The sequence below is a fragment of the Candidatus Tisiphia endosymbiont of Hybos culiciformis genome, assembly GCF_964030975.1.
Taxonomy (GTDB): domain Bacteria; phylum Pseudomonadota; class Alphaproteobacteria; order Rickettsiales; family Rickettsiaceae; genus Tisiphia.
The window spans coordinates 1,539,134-1,556,678 of sequence record NZ_CAXIQH010000001.1; the positions used below are offsets into that span (position 1 = coordinate 1,539,134).

Annotated in this window: 17 protein-coding genes and 3 pseudogenes; 8 read left to right on the plus strand and 12 right to left on the minus strand. The window is 34.3% G+C overall.

Annotated features, from left to right (window positions below; all coding sequences use genetic code 11):
• Positions 1–140: 140 nt before the first annotated feature.
• On the plus strand, positions 141–530 hold the full coding sequence (locus ACQH2P_RS08350; protein WP_425362660.1) for a hypothetical protein: 390 nt from the start codon (positions 141–143) through the stop codon (positions 528–530).
• The gene (gene tnpB / locus ACQH2P_RS08355) at positions 518–871 is read left to right on the plus strand and encodes an IS66 family insertion sequence element accessory protein TnpB (RefSeq protein ID WP_425362591.1); all 354 of its coding nucleotides are present in this window, start codon (positions 518–520) and stop codon (positions 869–871) included. Before ACQH2P_RS08350 ends, tnpB begins: the two co-directional genes overlap by 13 nt.
• Here the strand turns inward: tnpB and ACQH2P_RS08360 are convergent.
• The 4 genes from ACQH2P_RS08360 to ACQH2P_RS08375 form a co-directional block, all read right to left on the minus strand.
• Positions 868–1,977, minus strand: coding sequence for an IS66 family transposase (locus ACQH2P_RS08360; protein ID WP_425362670.1), 1,110 nt, complete (start codon positions 1,975–1,977; stop codon positions 868–870). The genes tnpB and ACQH2P_RS08360 overlap by 4 nt on opposite strands.
• Positions 1,978–2,015: 38 nt before the next feature.
• Positions 2,016–2,249, minus strand: coding sequence for a hypothetical protein (locus ACQH2P_RS08365; RefSeq protein ID WP_425362621.1), 234 nt, complete (start codon positions 2,247–2,249; stop codon positions 2,016–2,018).
• Between the two features lie 30 nt (positions 2,250–2,279).
• Positions 2,280–2,513 (minus strand): hypothetical protein, encoded by a 234-nt coding sequence (locus ACQH2P_RS08370; RefSeq protein WP_425362589.1) that lies wholly within the window; start codon positions 2,511–2,513, stop codon positions 2,280–2,282.
• Positions 2,514–2,558: 45 nt separating this feature from the next.
• Positions 2,559–3,442 (minus strand): IS630 family transposase gene (locus ACQH2P_RS08375; RefSeq protein WP_425362619.1). Its coding sequence is split into 2 segments (ribosomal slippage): positions 2,559–3,119 and positions 3,122–3,442, totalling 882 coding nucleotides; the frame shifts between segments, so codons are not numbered across the junction.
• Positions 3,443–3,837: 395 nt separating this feature from the next.
• Here ACQH2P_RS08375 and ACQH2P_RS08380 point away from each other — a divergent pair.
• Positions 3,838–4,557, plus strand: coding sequence for an HD domain-containing protein (locus tag ACQH2P_RS08380; RefSeq protein ID WP_425363775.1), 720 nt, complete (start codon positions 3,838–3,840; stop codon positions 4,555–4,557).
• Here ACQH2P_RS08380 and ACQH2P_RS08385 read toward each other — a convergent pair.
• Together ACQH2P_RS08385 and ACQH2P_RS08390 are read right to left on the minus strand one after the other, a co-directional pair.
• The gene (locus ACQH2P_RS08385) at positions 4,442–5,818 is read right to left on the minus strand and encodes an MFS transporter (protein ID WP_425363776.1); all 1,377 of its coding nucleotides are present in this window, start codon (positions 5,816–5,818) and stop codon (positions 4,442–4,444) included. The genes ACQH2P_RS08380 and ACQH2P_RS08385 overlap by 116 nt on opposite strands.
• A 90-nt stretch (positions 5,819–5,908) precedes the next feature.
• Positions 5,909–6,550 carry an MFS transporter gene (locus ACQH2P_RS08390; protein ID WP_425363777.1) on the minus strand — a complete coding sequence of 214 codons (642 nt, stop codon included), beginning with the start codon at positions 6,548–6,550 and terminating at the stop codon, positions 5,909–5,911.
• 112 nt (positions 6,551–6,662) lie between these two features.
• Between ACQH2P_RS08390 and ACQH2P_RS08395 the strand changes: the two genes are divergently transcribed.
• Positions 6,663–7,886 carry an IS256 family transposase gene (locus ACQH2P_RS08395; RefSeq protein ID WP_425362497.1) on the plus strand — a complete coding sequence of 408 codons (1,224 nt, stop codon included), beginning with the start codon at positions 6,663–6,665 and terminating at the stop codon, positions 7,884–7,886.
• 25 nt (positions 7,887–7,911) lie between these two features.
• Here the strand turns inward: ACQH2P_RS08395 and ACQH2P_RS08400 are convergent.
• The 4 genes and pseudogenes from ACQH2P_RS08400 to ACQH2P_RS08415 form a co-directional block, all read right to left on the minus strand.
• Positions 7,912–8,628 (minus strand): annotated as a pseudogene (locus ACQH2P_RS08400) (MFS transporter); the annotation flags it as partial.
• A 544-nt stretch (positions 8,629–9,172) separates the two neighbouring features.
• Positions 9,173–9,805: a hypothetical protein gene (locus tag ACQH2P_RS08405; RefSeq protein WP_425363778.1), complete on the minus strand. Its 633-nt coding sequence runs from the start codon at positions 9,803–9,805 to the stop codon at positions 9,173–9,175.
• 17 nt (positions 9,806–9,822) lie between these two features.
• Complete coding sequence (locus tag ACQH2P_RS08410; RefSeq protein WP_425363779.1) at positions 9,823–11,118, minus strand: hypothetical protein; 1,296 nt, start codon at positions 11,116–11,118, stop codon at positions 9,823–9,825.
• Positions 11,119–11,328: 210 nt separating this feature from the next.
• Positions 11,329–11,975 (minus strand): annotated as a pseudogene (locus ACQH2P_RS08415) (IS5 family transposase); the annotation flags it as partial.
• A 20-nt stretch (positions 11,976–11,995) separates the two neighbouring features.
• Here ACQH2P_RS08415 and ACQH2P_RS08420 point away from each other — a divergent pair.
• The gene (locus ACQH2P_RS08420; RefSeq protein ID WP_425363780.1) at positions 11,996–12,133 is read left to right on the plus strand and encodes a hypothetical protein; all 138 of its coding nucleotides are present in this window, start codon (positions 11,996–11,998) and stop codon (positions 12,131–12,133) included.
• Between the two features lie 649 nt (positions 12,134–12,782).
• The gene (locus tag ACQH2P_RS08425; protein WP_425363781.1) at positions 12,783–13,526 is read left to right on the plus strand and encodes an HD domain-containing protein; all 744 of its coding nucleotides are present in this window, start codon (positions 12,783–12,785) and stop codon (positions 13,524–13,526) included.
• On the opposite strand, the gene ACQH2P_RS08430 is transcribed toward ACQH2P_RS08425, so the two are convergent.
• Positions 13,441–14,772 carry an MFS transporter gene (locus ACQH2P_RS08430; protein WP_425363782.1) on the minus strand — a complete coding sequence of 444 codons (1,332 nt, stop codon included), beginning with the start codon at positions 14,770–14,772 and terminating at the stop codon, positions 13,441–13,443. The genes ACQH2P_RS08425 and ACQH2P_RS08430 overlap by 86 nt on opposite strands.
• Positions 14,773–15,112: 340 nt before the next feature.
• Here ACQH2P_RS08430 and ACQH2P_RS08435 point away from each other — a divergent pair, with 340 nt between their 5' ends.
• On the plus strand, positions 15,113–15,259 hold the full coding sequence (locus ACQH2P_RS08435; RefSeq protein ID WP_425363783.1) for a guanosine polyphosphate pyrophosphohydrolase: 147 nt from the start codon (positions 15,113–15,115) through the stop codon (positions 15,257–15,259).
• A gap of 132 nt (positions 15,260–15,391) precedes the next feature.
• Positions 15,392–15,667: pseudogene (locus ACQH2P_RS08440) on the plus strand (HD domain-containing protein); the annotation flags it as partial.
• 150 nt (positions 15,668–15,817) lie between these two features.
• Here ACQH2P_RS08440 and ACQH2P_RS08445 read toward each other — a convergent pair.
• Positions 15,818–17,155 (minus strand): IS701 family transposase, encoded by a 1,338-nt coding sequence (locus tag ACQH2P_RS08445; RefSeq protein WP_425363784.1) that lies wholly within the window; start codon positions 17,153–17,155, stop codon positions 15,818–15,820.
• Positions 17,156–17,545 lie beyond the last annotated feature (390 nt).

Sequence of the window (17,545 nt, forward strand, 5' to 3'; positions counted from 1 at the left end):
TGACAAAGAGATATCTGCTAAATCAATCTTGTATTCATCGTCATATACTCCAAAGAAACGTATACTTGCAGCAAAACTGCATAACTCTATCTAATTTTTTTGTTAGTATAAAATTTATTTTATAAATTTGGGTTCCTACTATGCAAATACCATCAATTACTATTGAGCAAGTAGCTCAGCAATTTAAAGCCTGGCGTCAAACTAAAACTAACAAGTTTGATCCCATACCAAACCATCTAAAGGAATTAGTTCGCCAGCTACTCCATCACTATTCTTGCAAAGATATAGCCAAACATCTCAATATTAATAAAACAATAATTAGTTCAATTCAACGTATACTTGCAGCAAAACTGCAACAAGATATTAATTTCCTTCCATTTCAACTAGTAAATTCTATAGATACTGATCCTGTGGCTACTCCCAAACAAAATTACTACACTTGCCACATTATTAAACCAAATGGTACCAAGCTTATTATCCAAACATTGGATCCAAAAATCATAATTCAGACATTTCTATGCTGCAACTAACCCCTCAGTCAGTTATTTTTGTTGCCACTATTGCCATCGACTTTCGTAAGGGTATCGATGGTTTAATAGCTGTTTGCAGACAAAAACTTTCTTCCAACCCTCTTAATGGTTCCTTGTTTTTATTCTATAATAAAAACAGAACTGCCATTAAAATTTTGTCCTTTGATGGTCAAGGCTTTTGGTTATGCTCTAAACGCCTATCCAAAGGTAAATTTACGGCAAAACTTTCCCCATCTGATAATTCATCTTATCAGATTTGTTATAGAACCTTACACATTCTTATTCATAATGGTGATCCTAGTTCTGCCAAACTCTCTAATGATTGGCTTCCTGTCATTTAAGCTGCCGTCTCGATTAATTCCGTATTATTTATATATCTTGCATAGGCAAAAGGCGTATAATTCGTAGGATGCTTCTTTGCTTTGCTGCTCTGCTCTTGCAGCCAATTTAAATATTTAAAGGCATTGATCTCGTTCTCACTACAAGTCTTTACTATACTATACAGACCACTATGTATCTCAGCACTATTGATTGTTTTAAAGAATAATGAATTCTTCCTTTGTAAAATAATGGTACGTAGTGACCTCTCAGCCCAATTATTATCAAGACTGCTAACTGGAATTTTCAAAAATTGCGTCAAACCTTCTTTATTATTTAACCAATATTTCATAGCTTGCCCAAACCTACTATTAGGCTCAACTTTCTTGTCGTTAAATAATTCGTCTATTTTGTTATATATGTTTTCTATATATTTACTGCTATGTTCCTGATGGTACTTCAGCTTTTCCTCAAGGCTCATCTCTTTACATTGATGTTCATTATGGTAAATCCCACCAGTCTGTTTGAGAAAATATCCGCATTCTTCAGGGTAATATGGTTCATTCTCTGTAAATTTTCTCTGCCCATGTGACAAACAATTGATCATCACTATTATTGCCAGTAATTCTTTATCTGCTTCTGATAATACCGGGTTATTATTGTTACTTGCATCAGTCATTAAATGAATAGAATCAGTCCTATTCTTACGATTCTTTAGTACGTTACCAATATTTTCCCCGCCATGCTTATTACCGGTAAAATATAAAACTATCACCTCATTATTTGTAGTTTTAGCACATATAGTAGTGGTATAACAGCTGCGTCCTTTCTTATTTTGAGTACGTAATTTTTTATTGGCTACAGTAATTTCTAAAATCCTGGCTCTAGTATCATCAAGGTTCAGTGAACTACATTCGGCAGCCATTTCCAATAATACCCTGTAAATTTCAGCTCCACCACCTTCTTGCCAAACATCTAAATATTGTTGCCACAACGAGCTATGGGATACAGGAACCCCGCTTAAACTTTGCAACCTAGATAAACGATAGAAGGGAGTACCGTAGGTCTTTTGTAACACTATTGCACTTTTGCTACTATTTGTCCATTTGTTGATATTTTTATTGTTCATAACTGTATAATCGCAAGCATTACAGCGTAACGTTTTCTTTACATATCTGTTGACTGTAATTGGAGCATTACCTGTAAATTGTAGCAATTTTCTAGCTTCACTATTATAGAGTTTACCATTATCACAGTGAGGACAGCTATCACCACTACAAAAATTCTCAGGAGATAAATAGCTGGTATTCGCATCCTGATAATCATCAAATCCATATTTACCTTGCCAATTACTGCGATCTCTCTTCTTGGACTCATCGTACTCTTCTTCATTACCACCATTCTTATTATCAGATTCACTCGGTGGTTCTTTTAATGAATCTGAACTATCTTTTTTTTGTTATCTGCCTTAAAACCAATCATCATCTCCTTAAGCTTATTTATACTGATGTTTGATGATGCTAGCTTGTCTATTAGTTCGTTACAAAATTTCACAAGTTCTATCACCGCTTGCTGATCATCTCCTGTTAATGAACTTGCCTTAATATGTTGTATTAGTTCTTCTCGTTCCTCAGCACTTAAGGTCGCTACTTTTGGCTTTTTCATTTTGATTCATTCATTACGTTTAATAATTGAAATGTTATATAGCACTTAACATATAGGTTCATACATTATTTTAAACGTTCTACAACTTGCCTCAAATACAGAAATACCTTTATCTAATAATTTTCTAATGTTATTTTTTATCGGAAACCAATGATGTTCAATAGGATTTAAATCAGGGGAATAAGGTGGTAAAAATTTTAGTTTGCAGCCAGCTTTTTCAATTAATTCTTTAGCCCTTTTGGATTTATGAAAGCTTGCATTATCAGCAATGACAACCTGTCCAGGCTTTAGCTCCGGCACAAGGCAATTTTCTATATAAGCTTCAAATACCTTACTATCACAGCTCCCAGTAAAGACTAGTGATGCGATTAAACTATTCTGATTTAACGCACCAATAAAACTTGTTCTTTCACTACGTTTTCCCGATTTACTCCCATTACAACGACTTCCTTTCATTGACCATCCATATTCATATGATTCATTATCATTTATGCCCGCTTCATCAAGATAAACACGTCTCTCTATCGGCACTTTTTCTAATTCACTGAGAAAATCTTGTCGCTTTCCTTCATCTCTTTCTTTATACGCATATGTCTTTTTTTTCGAGTAATGTTGAGTTTCTTTAAAGCTCGGCTGATAGTCATTATACTTGCAACATTATCTAATTCTTTTGCTATTTCTGTAAGCGTTAACGAGTTACCCTTTTCTACTAAATGACGCAACTCCGATAAATCAGGGATTTTATGACCATATCCTTTCTGGTATCCCTCCTTTGACTTTATATCTCCAGTTTGTTTCTTTAATCTAATCCAATCATAGATTATTGACCGACTAATTTTAAAGGTTTCGCATGTAAGTGCTACTTTCTTATATTTCTCATAATGTTCTATAACTCTAGAACGTAAATCGTAACTGTAGGGGGATGCCATATTTCTATTATATAATTTTTTTATTATTTATCATTATAACTTATTTGAATCCATATGTTAAGTGCTATAGTATAACTGATAGTTTTTCAACCAGTTTTTTTACTAATCGGTGATATTTGCATAGTAGGAACCCAAATTTATAAAATAAATTCATACTACCAAAAAAATTTAATAGAGTTATGCAGTTTTGCTGCAAGTATACATTACAATAGGGGGGCAATAGATGATTACAATTTACACTCTACTAAATATAAGATAGGAAGAGTTTATACAAAGGCTGTAACTTAAATATAACAAAATACTTATTATTTTAAGAAGTATATAATAAACTATTGGTAGTATTTTTATTCTTGGTTATAATATACTTTGTAATTAAAATAATAGTAGGTAGTTATATGGAAGATATTCATAATTGGCAAACAAAATACGCAAGTTGTCATTATGCCGATAGGTTACTTAATAAACTAATTCAGATGAACAAGGAAGTAAACCGACCAATAAATATTGACGAAGTCAAAAAAGCTATTTACTATGCAAAAAAATACCATGGTAGTCAAATGCGACAATCCGGCGAACCTTATTATTCGCATCCGATAGAGGTGGCTTATATGACTTCTGATTATCTTTTTAGAACTGATATTATTGTCACTAGCATACTGCACGATACTATAGAGGATACAGAACTTTCAAGAAATATGATTGCTATAATCTTTGGAGAGCAGGTTGCTACTCAGGTTATGGATCTTACCAGGATAAAAGAAGATGGACGTAAGATTAGCTCAGCAGAAATGGTAGAATCTTTGTTTGAACAAAAAAAGTACGAGGGATTACTTGTAAAGCAGTTTGATCGACTTCATAATATGCAAACTATTGGTGCTAAATCCCCAGAGAAAGTACAGAAGATACTCGATGAAACCTTAAAAATCTTTTTATCACTTCCTGCCTATCTCAATACTTTGGACATTGAAAAAAACATAGCTAAATTTTGCTTTTTAGCTTCTAAAGGATCTGATGCGAATTATATACAGAGGAATTTTTCTTTTCTGGGTAGTTCCCAGCCATCTTTTCTAAAGTTTCAAAATGAGACAAGCCAAATTTATAACCCCAAATTATAGGTAGCATAATAACCCATATCCCCCAATTACCAAAATAATTTATTAAGTAAACTAATCCAAAAGAAACAATTATAGACATTATTGCCCGCGATAAAGCATACATCAAACAAGCATAAGTGTAACGTTTGAAAACTGGAAAATGCATATAGAATATAGATGCCGCTGGAAAGTCAGTAGGAACAGTAATAACCATAAATATTTGTAAGAACATTAATTGAAGAACACCACTAGTAATATTATCTAGTAAATAAGGGCAGATTAATACTAAAAAAGCAAACATCCTTAACTTAGTTTTAATAATATGTAAAGGATATATCTTATAACTTAAATAAACAATCAATAAATAACTAATAAGTTGACCTGAAGAAACAACGAAATTTTGATGAATTACTTGCTCTGCACTGTAACCAAATGAGTTTTTAAGTATATTACCACAATGAATGTAGATAAAATAGAAGGCTACTGGCCACATACACTGTATTAAAAATAGAGAAAAAGCTGTTTTTACTTTTACCTTTTCTTTCCAAATAACACTGTCTTGTAATAGCTGAGGGTTTTTATCTAAATCCTCAACTATTTGGGATAATCTTTTCTTGGCATCAGCAAAATCTGGTGTTTCTCTGAGGGTTGTCCTAGCTATCGTGCCAATTAACGCTACCACAGCTCCTACAAAAAATGCCAAACGCCAATTTAAGCCAAAAGAAGTAACAAAAGATGCAACTGCTAAAGCACTGGTAGCACCTATAGCTGAAAAAGTTGCCGGTAAACCAGCGATAGGATATCGCATTGGCGGTTTGATAGTTTCAGTGAGGTAAAGCTCTGCTCCTGTACCTTCACCCATTGCAGCCATGCCCTGCATAATACGACATAGGGTCAGAATACAAGAAGCAGAAAATCCTATTTGTTCATAAGTTGGCAGAACAGCAATCACAAAACATGCTAAAGCCATTATAAAAGTAGTAATAATTACGGTTGTTTTCCGCCCTATATTATCACCTAGCCATCCAAACACAAGAGCCCCTATGGGTCTAAGTGCATAAGCAGAACAAAATGCAAAAGCTGACATTAAAGAGGCGGTATAAGGATCAGCTGGTTCAAAGAAAAGTTCATTTAACAATACTGCCATATGTATGTAAAGCATCATATCAAAATATTCAAGGAATGTTCCTATAGAAAGTAACCCGGCTGCTTCTTTCTGTTCTTTCGTTAAACTAGTCTGAGTATATATAACTCTACCATCCGATTGAATAAATTTACTCATAGTTAACGTAATCTTGTTGTTAACTTCAAATTACCCATACCACTCCAGTGATTACTTTTATCTGCTTGAACAATTTCACTCATAATTGACTCAAATAGTTGTTTCTTTATAAACAAACAAATCTTTATGACCTATAGGATAACCCCCAAGCTCTTTTGCCAATTTTTCAAAATGAAAGAATCCGTAGGCAAAACCAACAATTGTCGGAACCATAATAATCCATAATCCCCAATGACCAAAATGTTCAGTAATATAAGCAAACCCAAAAGCAGTGATTGCATACATTAAAGCTCGAGATACAGTAAATGTCATGCTAGCACAGGTAAAACGTTTAAATACCGGAAAACTTTTATAGAAAATGGGAGTGGCAGGTGCATCACATTGCCAAAACAAGAGAATAAATGACTGAATCAAAAGTAACTCAAGTGGTGAATGAATATTATTAAACCAATATGGACAAAATAACATAAAAATAGAAAATAATATGAGTACAACTTTAATGATTAATAATGGATATACCTTGTAACTTAAATAAGTCGCTATTAACACAATTAACAGCTGTATTATGCAAACAATAAAATTATGATGAATAACCTCAGCTGTTGTATAATTAAAATTAATCTTAAGAATAGTGCCACAATGTATATAGGTAAAATAAAAACATATTGGTGAAGCACATTGTAATAAAAGGAGTGCTAGTACTGTTTTCTTATTAACTTTTTCTTGCCACACGGGGTGGTTTGTTAAGTTGGCTGTATCGGTATTAGTTTTTCGGCTCTGTCCAGAAAAGTGTGTAAATTTCGAGATAGGTTATATATAAAAATATAACAAAAAAGGAAATTACATGAATAAAAAAACAAATGAATCAATAAAGCAAGCAGTAGATTTATTAATAGATAATGATACAGATGTAAGCACAATACTGAAAGAAGGAGGATTATTAAAAGAATTGACCAAACGCTTGATAGAGAAGGCATTGCAGTCAGAATTGAATAATCATCTAGGCTATGATAAATACAGTCGTGTAGATAATGATAATGCTCGTAATGGTATAACTAGCAAAAAACTGATCTCCGAACATGGAGCGGTTGAGATAGAAGTACCAAGAGATAGGCGTAGTACCTTTGAACCAGCAATACTACCGAAAAGACAAAAACGTTTTGATGGTTTTGATGATAAAGTCTTATCATTATATGCTAAAGGTATGAGTGTATCTGATATTAAGGTTCAATTACAAGAGTTGTATAGTGTTGAAATAAGTGAGAGTTTAATCAGTCAGATCACCGATGATGTAATGGATGATGTAAAAGCTTGGCAGAGTAGACCGTTAGAAGAGATATATCCGATAGTATTTTTTGATTGTTTAGTAGTAAAAGTTAGGCAAGACAAAAGGATAATTAACAAGGCAATATATGTTGCATTAGGGATTGATTTATCTGGTAGAAAAGATATATTGGGATTATGGATCAGTGAAAATGAAGGGGCAAAATTTTGGCTTGGTAATTTTACTGAAATGAAAAATAGAGGATTAAAGGATATACTGATTGCCTGTAGTGATAATCTTACTGGTATGTCTGAGGCGATAGAAGCAGTTTATCCAAAAACAGAACATCAATTATGTATTGTACATCAGATTAGAAATAGTTTAAAATACGTATCATATAAAGATAGGAAGCAGGTGGCTAGCGATTTAAAGCCGATATATACTGCAGCAACGGAAGAACAAGCACATTTAGCTTTAGTATATTTTGAAGAAAAATGGAATAAACAATATCCACAAATTGCCAAATCATGGTATAATCATTGGGATAATTTAATGATTTTTCTAGGATATCCAGAGGCAATTAGAAAGGTAATTTATACCACTAATTCAGTTGAATCTGTTAATAGTCAATTGCGTAAAGTAACAAATAATAAGCGTGTTTTCCCTAGTGATAGTGCTGTTTTTAAAAGCTTATATTTGACAATTGACTATATGACCAAAAAATGGACTATGCCTATTCCCAACTGGAATGAAGCTATGGCTCATTTGATGATCAAATTTGAAGATAGGCTTAACAAAATTTAATGACCTATTTTGGAAATTTACACACTTTTCTGGACAGAGCCGTTTTTTCAAAAACTTTCTTAATTCGACGTTTGGCATCAGCAAATTCTGGTGTTTCTCGCAAGGTTGTTCTGGCAAGAGAACCAATCAATGCAATCGCTGCACCAATCCAAAATGCCAGACGCCAGTTAAAACCATGCGAAGTTACAAGTGAGGCAATGCCTAACGCCCCTAACCCTCCTATAGAAGAGCAAGCCCCTATAAATCCCACACTTACATATTGAACTGGCGGTTTAGTAGTTTCAGTTAAGTAAAGCTCTGCTCCTATTATTTCACCCATAGAAGACATACCTTGCACAATGCGACAGATGGTTAGTATCCAAGCAGCTGTGCTTCCTATCTGGGCATAAGTGGGCAAATTAGCCATCACAAGACATGATATAGCCATCATAAAAGTTGTAATGATCACTGTTGATTTACGTCCTATAGTATCGCCCAACCGACCAAATATTAATGCTCCAATAGGTCGGAAAACATAAGTAGAACAAAAAGCAAATGACATCATTAAAGAGTTTGTCTTAGGATCAGTCGGTTCAAAAAATAACTCATTAAGAACTCCTGCCATATGGATATATAACATTAAGTCAAAATATTCTAGGAATGTTCCAATTGATAGTAATCCAAGGGATTCTTTTTGTTCTCTTGTAAGACTAGTCTGCTGATCAGGGATAATCCTGGTATTTTCTTGAACAGTTTCGCTCATAATTGACTCAATGTTGTTGGTTTCGGATAGTTCATATTTCCCCAGTGATTATTTTTATTAAACATAATTTTCTATATTTTGTGTTAATACACTTAGTATATAATATTTTATGGTTGCACTAAGTGATATCAAAAAAATAATTATAGATTTAAGTTAGTTAATCATTCCCGCACTCTCTTGTCACTCCCACTTAAGTTTAATGTCATTCCCGCGAAGGCGGGAATCTAGATACCTGCCTTCGCAGGTATGACACAAAGTTTGTATCACCTAATTCAATAGGTTTCACTACATCTTAGATTCCCGCCTTCGCGGGAATGACACAAAGTACACACGTCATTGCGAGACCACGTGAGTGTAGTGGCAATCCACATTTACTGGATTGCTTCGTCGCAGCAAAGCTGCTTCTCACAATGACGGTTTCTAAACCCTACATAACCAAACACACTAATGATGATGGTGATGACTCACTCCAGCCATTGCAACATCTAATTCTTCGAATAATTTATCATGCACACCACTGTCGACAGAGGTGTCATGGGCAGAACTAGATGATGCCATATTCATCCATTCCATGGTATGGAATACCCTCTACTGGTACAAATTTGGCATAGTATTTTATCGAACCTGGTAAAATATTATCTTCAAACGATAAATGGAGCTTTGCTTTAACTATGTTATCAACTGCTTTAGCTCTTCCTATAGCTTCTTCATAGCTTATGGCTTTACTGCCTATTTCTTTGGCATTTTTATTAATTTGTTCTACACACTGATTTGTTAGATATTTGATCTCCTTAAAGCTCTCCTTACCAACCAACTCAAATCGATTTCTTATCACCAAGTTTACGCCTATTGCCATACTTAAGGCAGCTAAATCATCATTTTGTTTGGCACCTAATTCATTTATAAAACTTGCTGCTAAATAATAAGCTGCTTCTTTTTGCCCTATCGCTAAATATAAAAAGAATTCCCATGCTTCATTTGGCTGTTCATATTTTACTGCTTCTCTGAAATTAGGATCCGTCTTATACTGCTCGCTTGCTTCAGTTTTTCTAGTTTCCTCATATAATTCCTGTAAATTAGTAAATCGTCCCTTTTGATTATAGATATCAGTTAGATAATTATCTATTGTCTGTTGCTCTTTTGCATTATTTGGTAAATTAACTCTTTTAGTGTTCATAACAACCTTACTATATATTAACCACGTCCTGCCATTTTCTTTGCATTCTGTGCGAATCTGGATTTTGGCTTCGGAACCTCATTGCTGTTTTGTACCGGAGCGTTGTTAGTAGCAACTGAAGCAACTTCAGAAAGGACTTTTTGAGACTCGCCCTTGACATTAGATTGCCTTGCTACCAATTGCTCTAGACTTTTTCGATAGGCTGTAGTCTGTTCTTGAGGGGTTTGGGTAGCAGGACTCTCAATAATTTTTGTCTGACTATCTGCTGCTGATGGAGATTTTATGTTTTTAGAAGATGGAATTTGTTGTTCTGTTATCGGATATTCAGGTTTAGGTAATCCTAATTTTTTATGACCACCCAATTTCATAACTATTGACTGCAACTCATTATATCCTTGATGATTGGGATCTTGCTGCTTTTCTTTATCATATTTGTCTATATGGTCTGAATAATGATCTTTTAATCTTTCTACGGCTAATTCAGGATTACCACTATTGACTAAAGAGAGAAGAACTTGTCTCTCTTGTTCTCGATCTTTATCTAATGGTTCAAGAGATACTAAATCTTTTCGGTGATTAACAATTTCTTGCTCAAGTACTACATTTTCTTGGTGACGTTTCTTTTTTTCTGGTTCATAAGTAGCAGGATGGTTAATTATTGTATCATTTGCCTTAATTTTGCTTTGTTTATAAGCAATAGTTTCATTATTTTTCTTTTTAATGGCATAATGTATTTCCAAACATTTCTTCATTTCTTGTTCTTTCTTGTCAGCAGCTTCTCTCTCTTCATCAGTTGCATATTGTCCCATCAACTGAGCTCTTTGGGCAGCAGTTAAAGAATTAGGATCTTTCGCTGCTTGTTCTAAAAGAGCAATATCGTCTTGATTTTGTTTATGAGCATCATCTTTAATTAATGCATAATCTTCAAAATGTTGTTTCAGCTCTTGCTCTCGCCTTTCATTGGCTATGTGGGCTTCTTTTTCCAAAAACTCGATATGCTCTTGCAATAACCTAGCTTCTTCTGCTGCTTTACTTTGTTCTTCTTGAGTGTAACGTATAACTTGCTCAGCCCGTTCTTCCTTTTCGGTAATGCTAGATAGTAAATCTTTTAGTTTTGCTAACATCTCGGGTGGAAGATCACTACTCAACAGGCTGGTTATGGAAGCATTAAGCCTTGCCAATTCAGCCGGATTAGTGGAACGCATTTGTGACTTGATGTCATTAACAGCATTGTCAAGCTGAGCAAAGTCTGCACTATCTTTCTTATTCCCTTTACCGTCATCAAAATCATCAGCCATTGTATCTATTTTCACCATCTTTAAGTTTAGTTGAAGTAGTTACAATTTTAATTAAATATAACCTACATTAAATAGTCAACTAATTTTATGTTAAAATATATTTATTTTTTGTCAATAAAAACAATATCCAATAATTCACTGGCATGAGATATGGTTTTGATGGTTAATACCCCCTTAATTTCACGTGGTATTTTAGCAATAGATTTTTGCTACTAGGGCGTGTCATCAATTCAACAAAATTACAGAAGCAGCAAGATGAATCGCCCCCAAAAAGTTTTGAGCCGTTTTATCATAGCGTGTTGCAATCGCCCTATATTGTTTAAGCTTAGCAAAAAAATTTTCAATTAAGTGCCGTGCCTTATAAAGCTCTGTATCCAATTCTATTGGAATTTTGCGATTCTTCCTTGATGGAATTACAGCCACACAACCTTTTTCTTTTAGCCTGTTCCTTACCCGCTCATATGCATCATAAGCCTTATCTGCAAGTACATGAAATCCTTGTGTTAGTTTTTCCATTAGTGCATCACTCCCTTGCAAATCATGTACTTGTCCTGCTGTTAAATGAAAGCCAGTCGGGTTACCAAGCCCATCGACAGTTGCATGTATTTTAGTCGACAAACCACCCTTGCTACGACCAATAGCTTGATCAGTTGTTATGACTTCTTTTTAGCACCAGCACTATGTTGATGTGCACGCACTATTGTAGAATCGATCATCGCATACTCATTGTCTGCATCAGCTGCAAGTAACTCAAATACCTTCTGCCAAACTCCTTTTTGACTCCATCTTGTATGTCTGGTATGAATTGCCCTAAAATCCCCAAATCTCTCAGGCAAATCTCTCCAAGCTATTCCTGCTCTATATCTATATATAGTTATGCTCATAGGATTAGGTGATAAAGAACATAACGATTGTAAGTTGTCATTCCCGCGAAGGCGGGAATCTAGATACCTGCTTTCGCAAGGTTAACACAAAGTTTGTATCACCTAATTCAATAGGTTTCACTATATCACTATGTCAACTCATTTGATGACACGCCCTAATATTAGTAAAAAATATGATTGCTGTGAAGGTTAATTGATCTATTTTTTAGTGAGAATAAATAGGATTTTTGAAGGAATAGTGTACCTATTTCAAGAAAGTCATGTTTATTCGTAGCAAAAAAGAGCCAAAATCAGGTCACTTTGGAAACCTTCACAGAGCCTTGCCATTTATGCGGTATAATAAACCGCCAGCCATGCTCTAATTTTTGAGCGATGTTATTTTCGTGACCAGTAAATTCTTGCTCGGCGTTTGCACCAATCTACGATTACCCACCCCACAGTGGGGGTGGGTGCTGTGCCATTGACGTTCTAACCCTAGATAAAACCATTAAAGGCGATTTAATTGCTACTGCTTGGCAACTAGATTGGACTATCGGCATCCATAAAAATTTTGTTCATTTAGACAGACGTATTGATTATACTGAATTAAAACAGATAATATTTTTATATTAAAGCTACCTATGTCAAAATTATCAACTCCGACTAAATATAAGATAGGAAAAGTTTATGCAAAGGCTGTAACTTAAATATAACAAAATACTTATTATTTTAAGAAGTATTTAATAAATTATTTGCTAGTATTTTAACTTCTAGTTTAATATACTTTATAATTAAAATAATATAGTAAGTAGTTATATGGAAGATATTTATAATTGGGAAACAAAATATGTAAATTGTCATTATGCCGAGAGATTACTTAATAAACTAACTGAGTTGAACCAGCAAGTAACGCAACCAGTAGATATTTATGAGATTAGAAAAGGTATATATTATGCCAGAAAATATCATGGCAGCCAAATGCGACAATCCGGCGATCCCTATTATTCTCATCCAATAGAAGTAGCATACATGGTTGCCGAATATACCGCATTAAAGATGCCACAATATTTCAGAACTGACATGATCCTTACCAGTTTACTGCATGATACTATTGAAGATACAACTCTTACCGAAGACATGATTGGCAGGGTTTTTGGCAAGCAAATTGCTAGTCAAGTAATGGATTTGACCCGGGTTAAATCTTATGGGAAAATTAGTGCAGCAGAAACAATGAGTATATTATTTCAACAAAAGAAATATGATGTTTTATTGATTAAGCTATTTGACCGACTTCATAATATGCAGACTATTGGTGCTAAATCTCCTGAGAAGATTAAGAAGATAGTAGAGGAGACTTTTAAGAGTTTTATAAGTGTTAGTATGTGTTATGGAACAAAACAACTAGAAAATATATTAACTAATTTATGTTACAAACATTTATTAGGTACGGAATTTCCATTAGAACCTACAACAATTATTCAACATAAATACCAGCTTCCTGCTCTAACTTTTGAAAATGACGCAAAGCAAAAGCAAATCCTACACTTATTGGAAACATAATAATTAATAATCCCCAATGACCAAAATATTTTGTTAAAAATAAAATTCCAAAAGAAGTGATAACATACATCAAGGCACGTGATACAGCATATATCATACTGTTATAAGTATAACGTTTAAAAACTGGAAAATATTTGAAAAATATCGGAACAGCTGGTCCAATATCAATAGCAAACAGTACAAGAAAAATTTGAAATAAAAATAAGTAAAATACCTCAGTTATATTATTCAAAATATAAGGAGAAAATAACACAAAAATAGAAAACATCACTAATTGCACTTTGAGAATTTTCAGTGGATATATCTTATAACTTAAATAACTCACAAATAATTTGCCAGCCAACTGTATCATTGATAGAATAAAATTCTGATGTATTACTTGTTCCGCACTATAGCTAAAAGAACTTTTTAAGAGACTGCCACAATGTACATAAGCGAAATAAAAACATACTGGCCAGACGCAATTTACTATAAATAAATATAATACTGATTTTTTATTAACTTTTTCATTCACAACTGGATCATTATTAAGTTCCTTGATATCAATATTAGCTTTCTCATATTTCTTTTTTAGTCTAAGTTTTGCATCAACAAAATCAGGTGTTTCTCTGAGAGTTGTTCTGGCAAGCCCACCAACCAAAGCAATTACTGCTCCTATCCAAAAAGCAATACGCCAATTCAACCCATAAGATGATGTAACAAGAGAAGCAATTCCGAGTGCAGCTGTTGTCCCGATAACAGAAGCAACGGCAATAAAAGCTACTGTTGGATATTGTATAGGAGGTTTTATAGTTTCTGTTAAATAAAGCTCTGCTCCTACTAATTCTCCTACTGATGACATGCCTTGTAGTACACGACAAACCGTAATTATTATAGAAGCGGTAATGCCAATTTGGGCATAAGTTGGAACATTAGCCATGACGACGCATGAAATTGCCATCATAAAAGTGGTAATAATAACCGTTGCTTTCCGTCCTGCTCTATCCCCAATATAACCAAAAATTAATGCACCAATTGGACGAAAAACAAAAGTAGAACAAAAGGCAAAAGCTGTTAGCATAGATGCAGCAAAAGCTTCATATTTAGGAAAAAACAACTCATTTAGTAATACTGCTAAATGTACATATAACATCAAGTCAAAATATTCTAAAAAGGTACCTATTGAAAGTAATCCAACGGCTTCTTTTTGTTCTCTTGTAAGTCTAGTCTGGATAATCCTGGCATTTGCTTGAATAGGTGTACTCATAATTGACTCAATGTTGTTGACTTTTGATAGTTCATATTTCCCCGGTTATTACTTTTATTTGATATTAATACACTTAGTATATAATATTTTATGGTTGCACTAAGTGATATAAAAAAATAATTATAGATTTAAGTTGAAATAACAAACTTCTAGTTGTAACAATATCACGCTCTTAATACAACATGAAAGTTCTACAGTAAACTTGAGAAAACAAAAAATAGGGCTGTAACTTAAATATAACAAAATACTTATTATTTTAAGAAGTATATAATAAACTATTGGTAGTATTTTATTCTTGGTTACAATATACTTTGTAATTAAAATAATAGTAGGTAGTTATATGGAAGATTCTAACACCCTAGAGTATGATTGGGAAACAAAATATACAAATTGTCATTATGCTGAGAGGTTACTCAGTAAACTATCTGAACTGAACCAGCAAGTAACGCAACCAGTAAATATGGGTGAGATTAGAAAAGGTATATAGTTATGCTCATAGGATTAGGTGATAAAGAACATAACGATTGTAAGTTGTCATTCCCGCGAAGGCGGGAATCTAGATACCTGCTTTCGCAGGTATGACACAAAGTCTGTATCACCTAATTCAATAGGTTTCACTATATATTACGCTAAAAAATATCATGGTTCGCAGATGCGACAATCCGGCGATCCATATTACTCCCATCCGATAGAGGTGGCGTACATGGTTGCCGAATATACCGCATTAGAAATACCAAAATATTTCAGGACTGACATGATTATCACCAGTTTATTGCATGATACTATTGAAGATACAACTCTTACCGAGGATATGATTAGTAGGGTTTTTGGTAAGAAAATTGCTAGCCAAGTGGTAGATTTGACCCGGGTGAAATCTTATGGCAAGATTAGTGCTACAGTCGTAAACTTTGTGCATACAGTGTACGGGTTCTTTCTTTATCTTTAAAGTGACAATCTTTTGCTCTGGCTTGGTGTCGTCTTCGCCATAAGGATAGGCTTAAGAATACTTCCTTTGTTGTCGTAAATAAGCTTGAAAAAATCAACTTTACAAAACGTCTAATTTCTTGAACCGTAAGGCTGATAAAATCTTCTGTTTTTTTTTATATTCGTGCATTGAATCCAATTGCTCTTGACCTGCAGATAACTCTTGTGTTGTTATAGCACCGCTTGCTAAAACCAGCTCTGATGCCTGTTCCTTATCTAAATCTGCTACTAATATTTCTGGTTTCTTATTGTTTTCTAACAACTTATTAGCAAGATTGGCTGGATCGCTAACTTTGTTTTTTAAATTAACCAAAATCATCAATGCCCACATCGAAAATGTAGTATGCCTCTCCCATCCACGATAACTCCGCACTTCATACTGATCCAATCCAGTTTCTCCTTTTGCCATTTCAAAACACTCCTCAATTGACCATCTCGAACCAGCAGCCATCGCTAGTTCCTGTAATGACCTATTCTTAGGTGCCATAACACTATAAAATGCCAGTTCTCCTGTACTCATAGAACGTCTAATCAATAAAAACTTTTCAAACTCACTGAAACTATTAATCTCATTACGTTTAATCAGCAACCACTCATATACACGTTCTCCTTTGCTTCCTTTCCCTGCACTATGCATTTCCCACAAATGAACATCTGCAGATTCAGCACATTTTAATGCTTCAAAACGTTGTTTAAGATCGCCGCATCTAATAGAATAATCCTTCGGAACCGCCAAAATATATGGTTGGTTATATTCCTCCAAAACCTTCACAAAGTCCGGATCTTTTCCATAAGCCTCATCAGCTGTAACCCATGAACACTCATAACCTTGCTCTTTAAAATTTTTATACATCCCAGCGGCTTGCAGAGCCTTCTTCTCAAACTTCAATCCTTCTGGAATCCCGGCTTTACGGCATCGTTGCGGATCATTGAGCCAAGATTCAGGTAAATATAATTTACCATCCAACAGATTATGACCCTTCTGTGTTTTATACCCCATAAATGTACCAATTTGACAGTTCTCTACTCGACCCGCTGTCCCAGTATACTGACGCTGAACTCCCGAAGATTGTTCCCCTTTTTTTAAAAATCCAGTGTCATCAAAAGTTAAATATCCTTGCGTCCCAAGGTTTTCTATAGTTATTTTAATCAATGCTTTTTTTAATGCCACAACGTCAATAGCTGCATAACATAAAAGATACTGAAAATTGTATGGTGTCTTAGCTCCTACCATTTCCGCTAATTGCCAGCTATTCTTCCTCTCAACAGAACTCATTAATGCTTTGACATACAGTGACATATTATTAAAAGTTCTATAATCATTACATCCTACTCTTAAACCGCTCTGACCTTCTTCTATCATTCCTTCCAGTTCTTGCCATATCTTGATGTTATCCATTCCTTATCTCATCTCCTCCTTCAACTATGCCATACATTCTAATACATATTTATATTATTTGTAAACTACGACTGTAGCGCTAGATACCCAGGGCAGTTATAGAGTAGACGTAAGCGTCACCACTTACGCCCCTCGTTAGAACCTCATCGTGCGGTTTTCCCGCAATGGGCTCAAGATAAATTCATTCACCTAATTGCTTTGGCTATCCAACACAGTTTAGTTACCGTTAATTATTGAAAGTCTGTGCTTTCATAACGTTTCCCTGTGTTAGTCGAACTTACCCACCAGCCTTCCCTCCATTAGCATTACCTAACTTCCTCAGTACTATGCTGATTCTGACTTCCTATATTTCTTTTCAGCTCCCTTGCTTTTATACTTGTCGGCTAATAC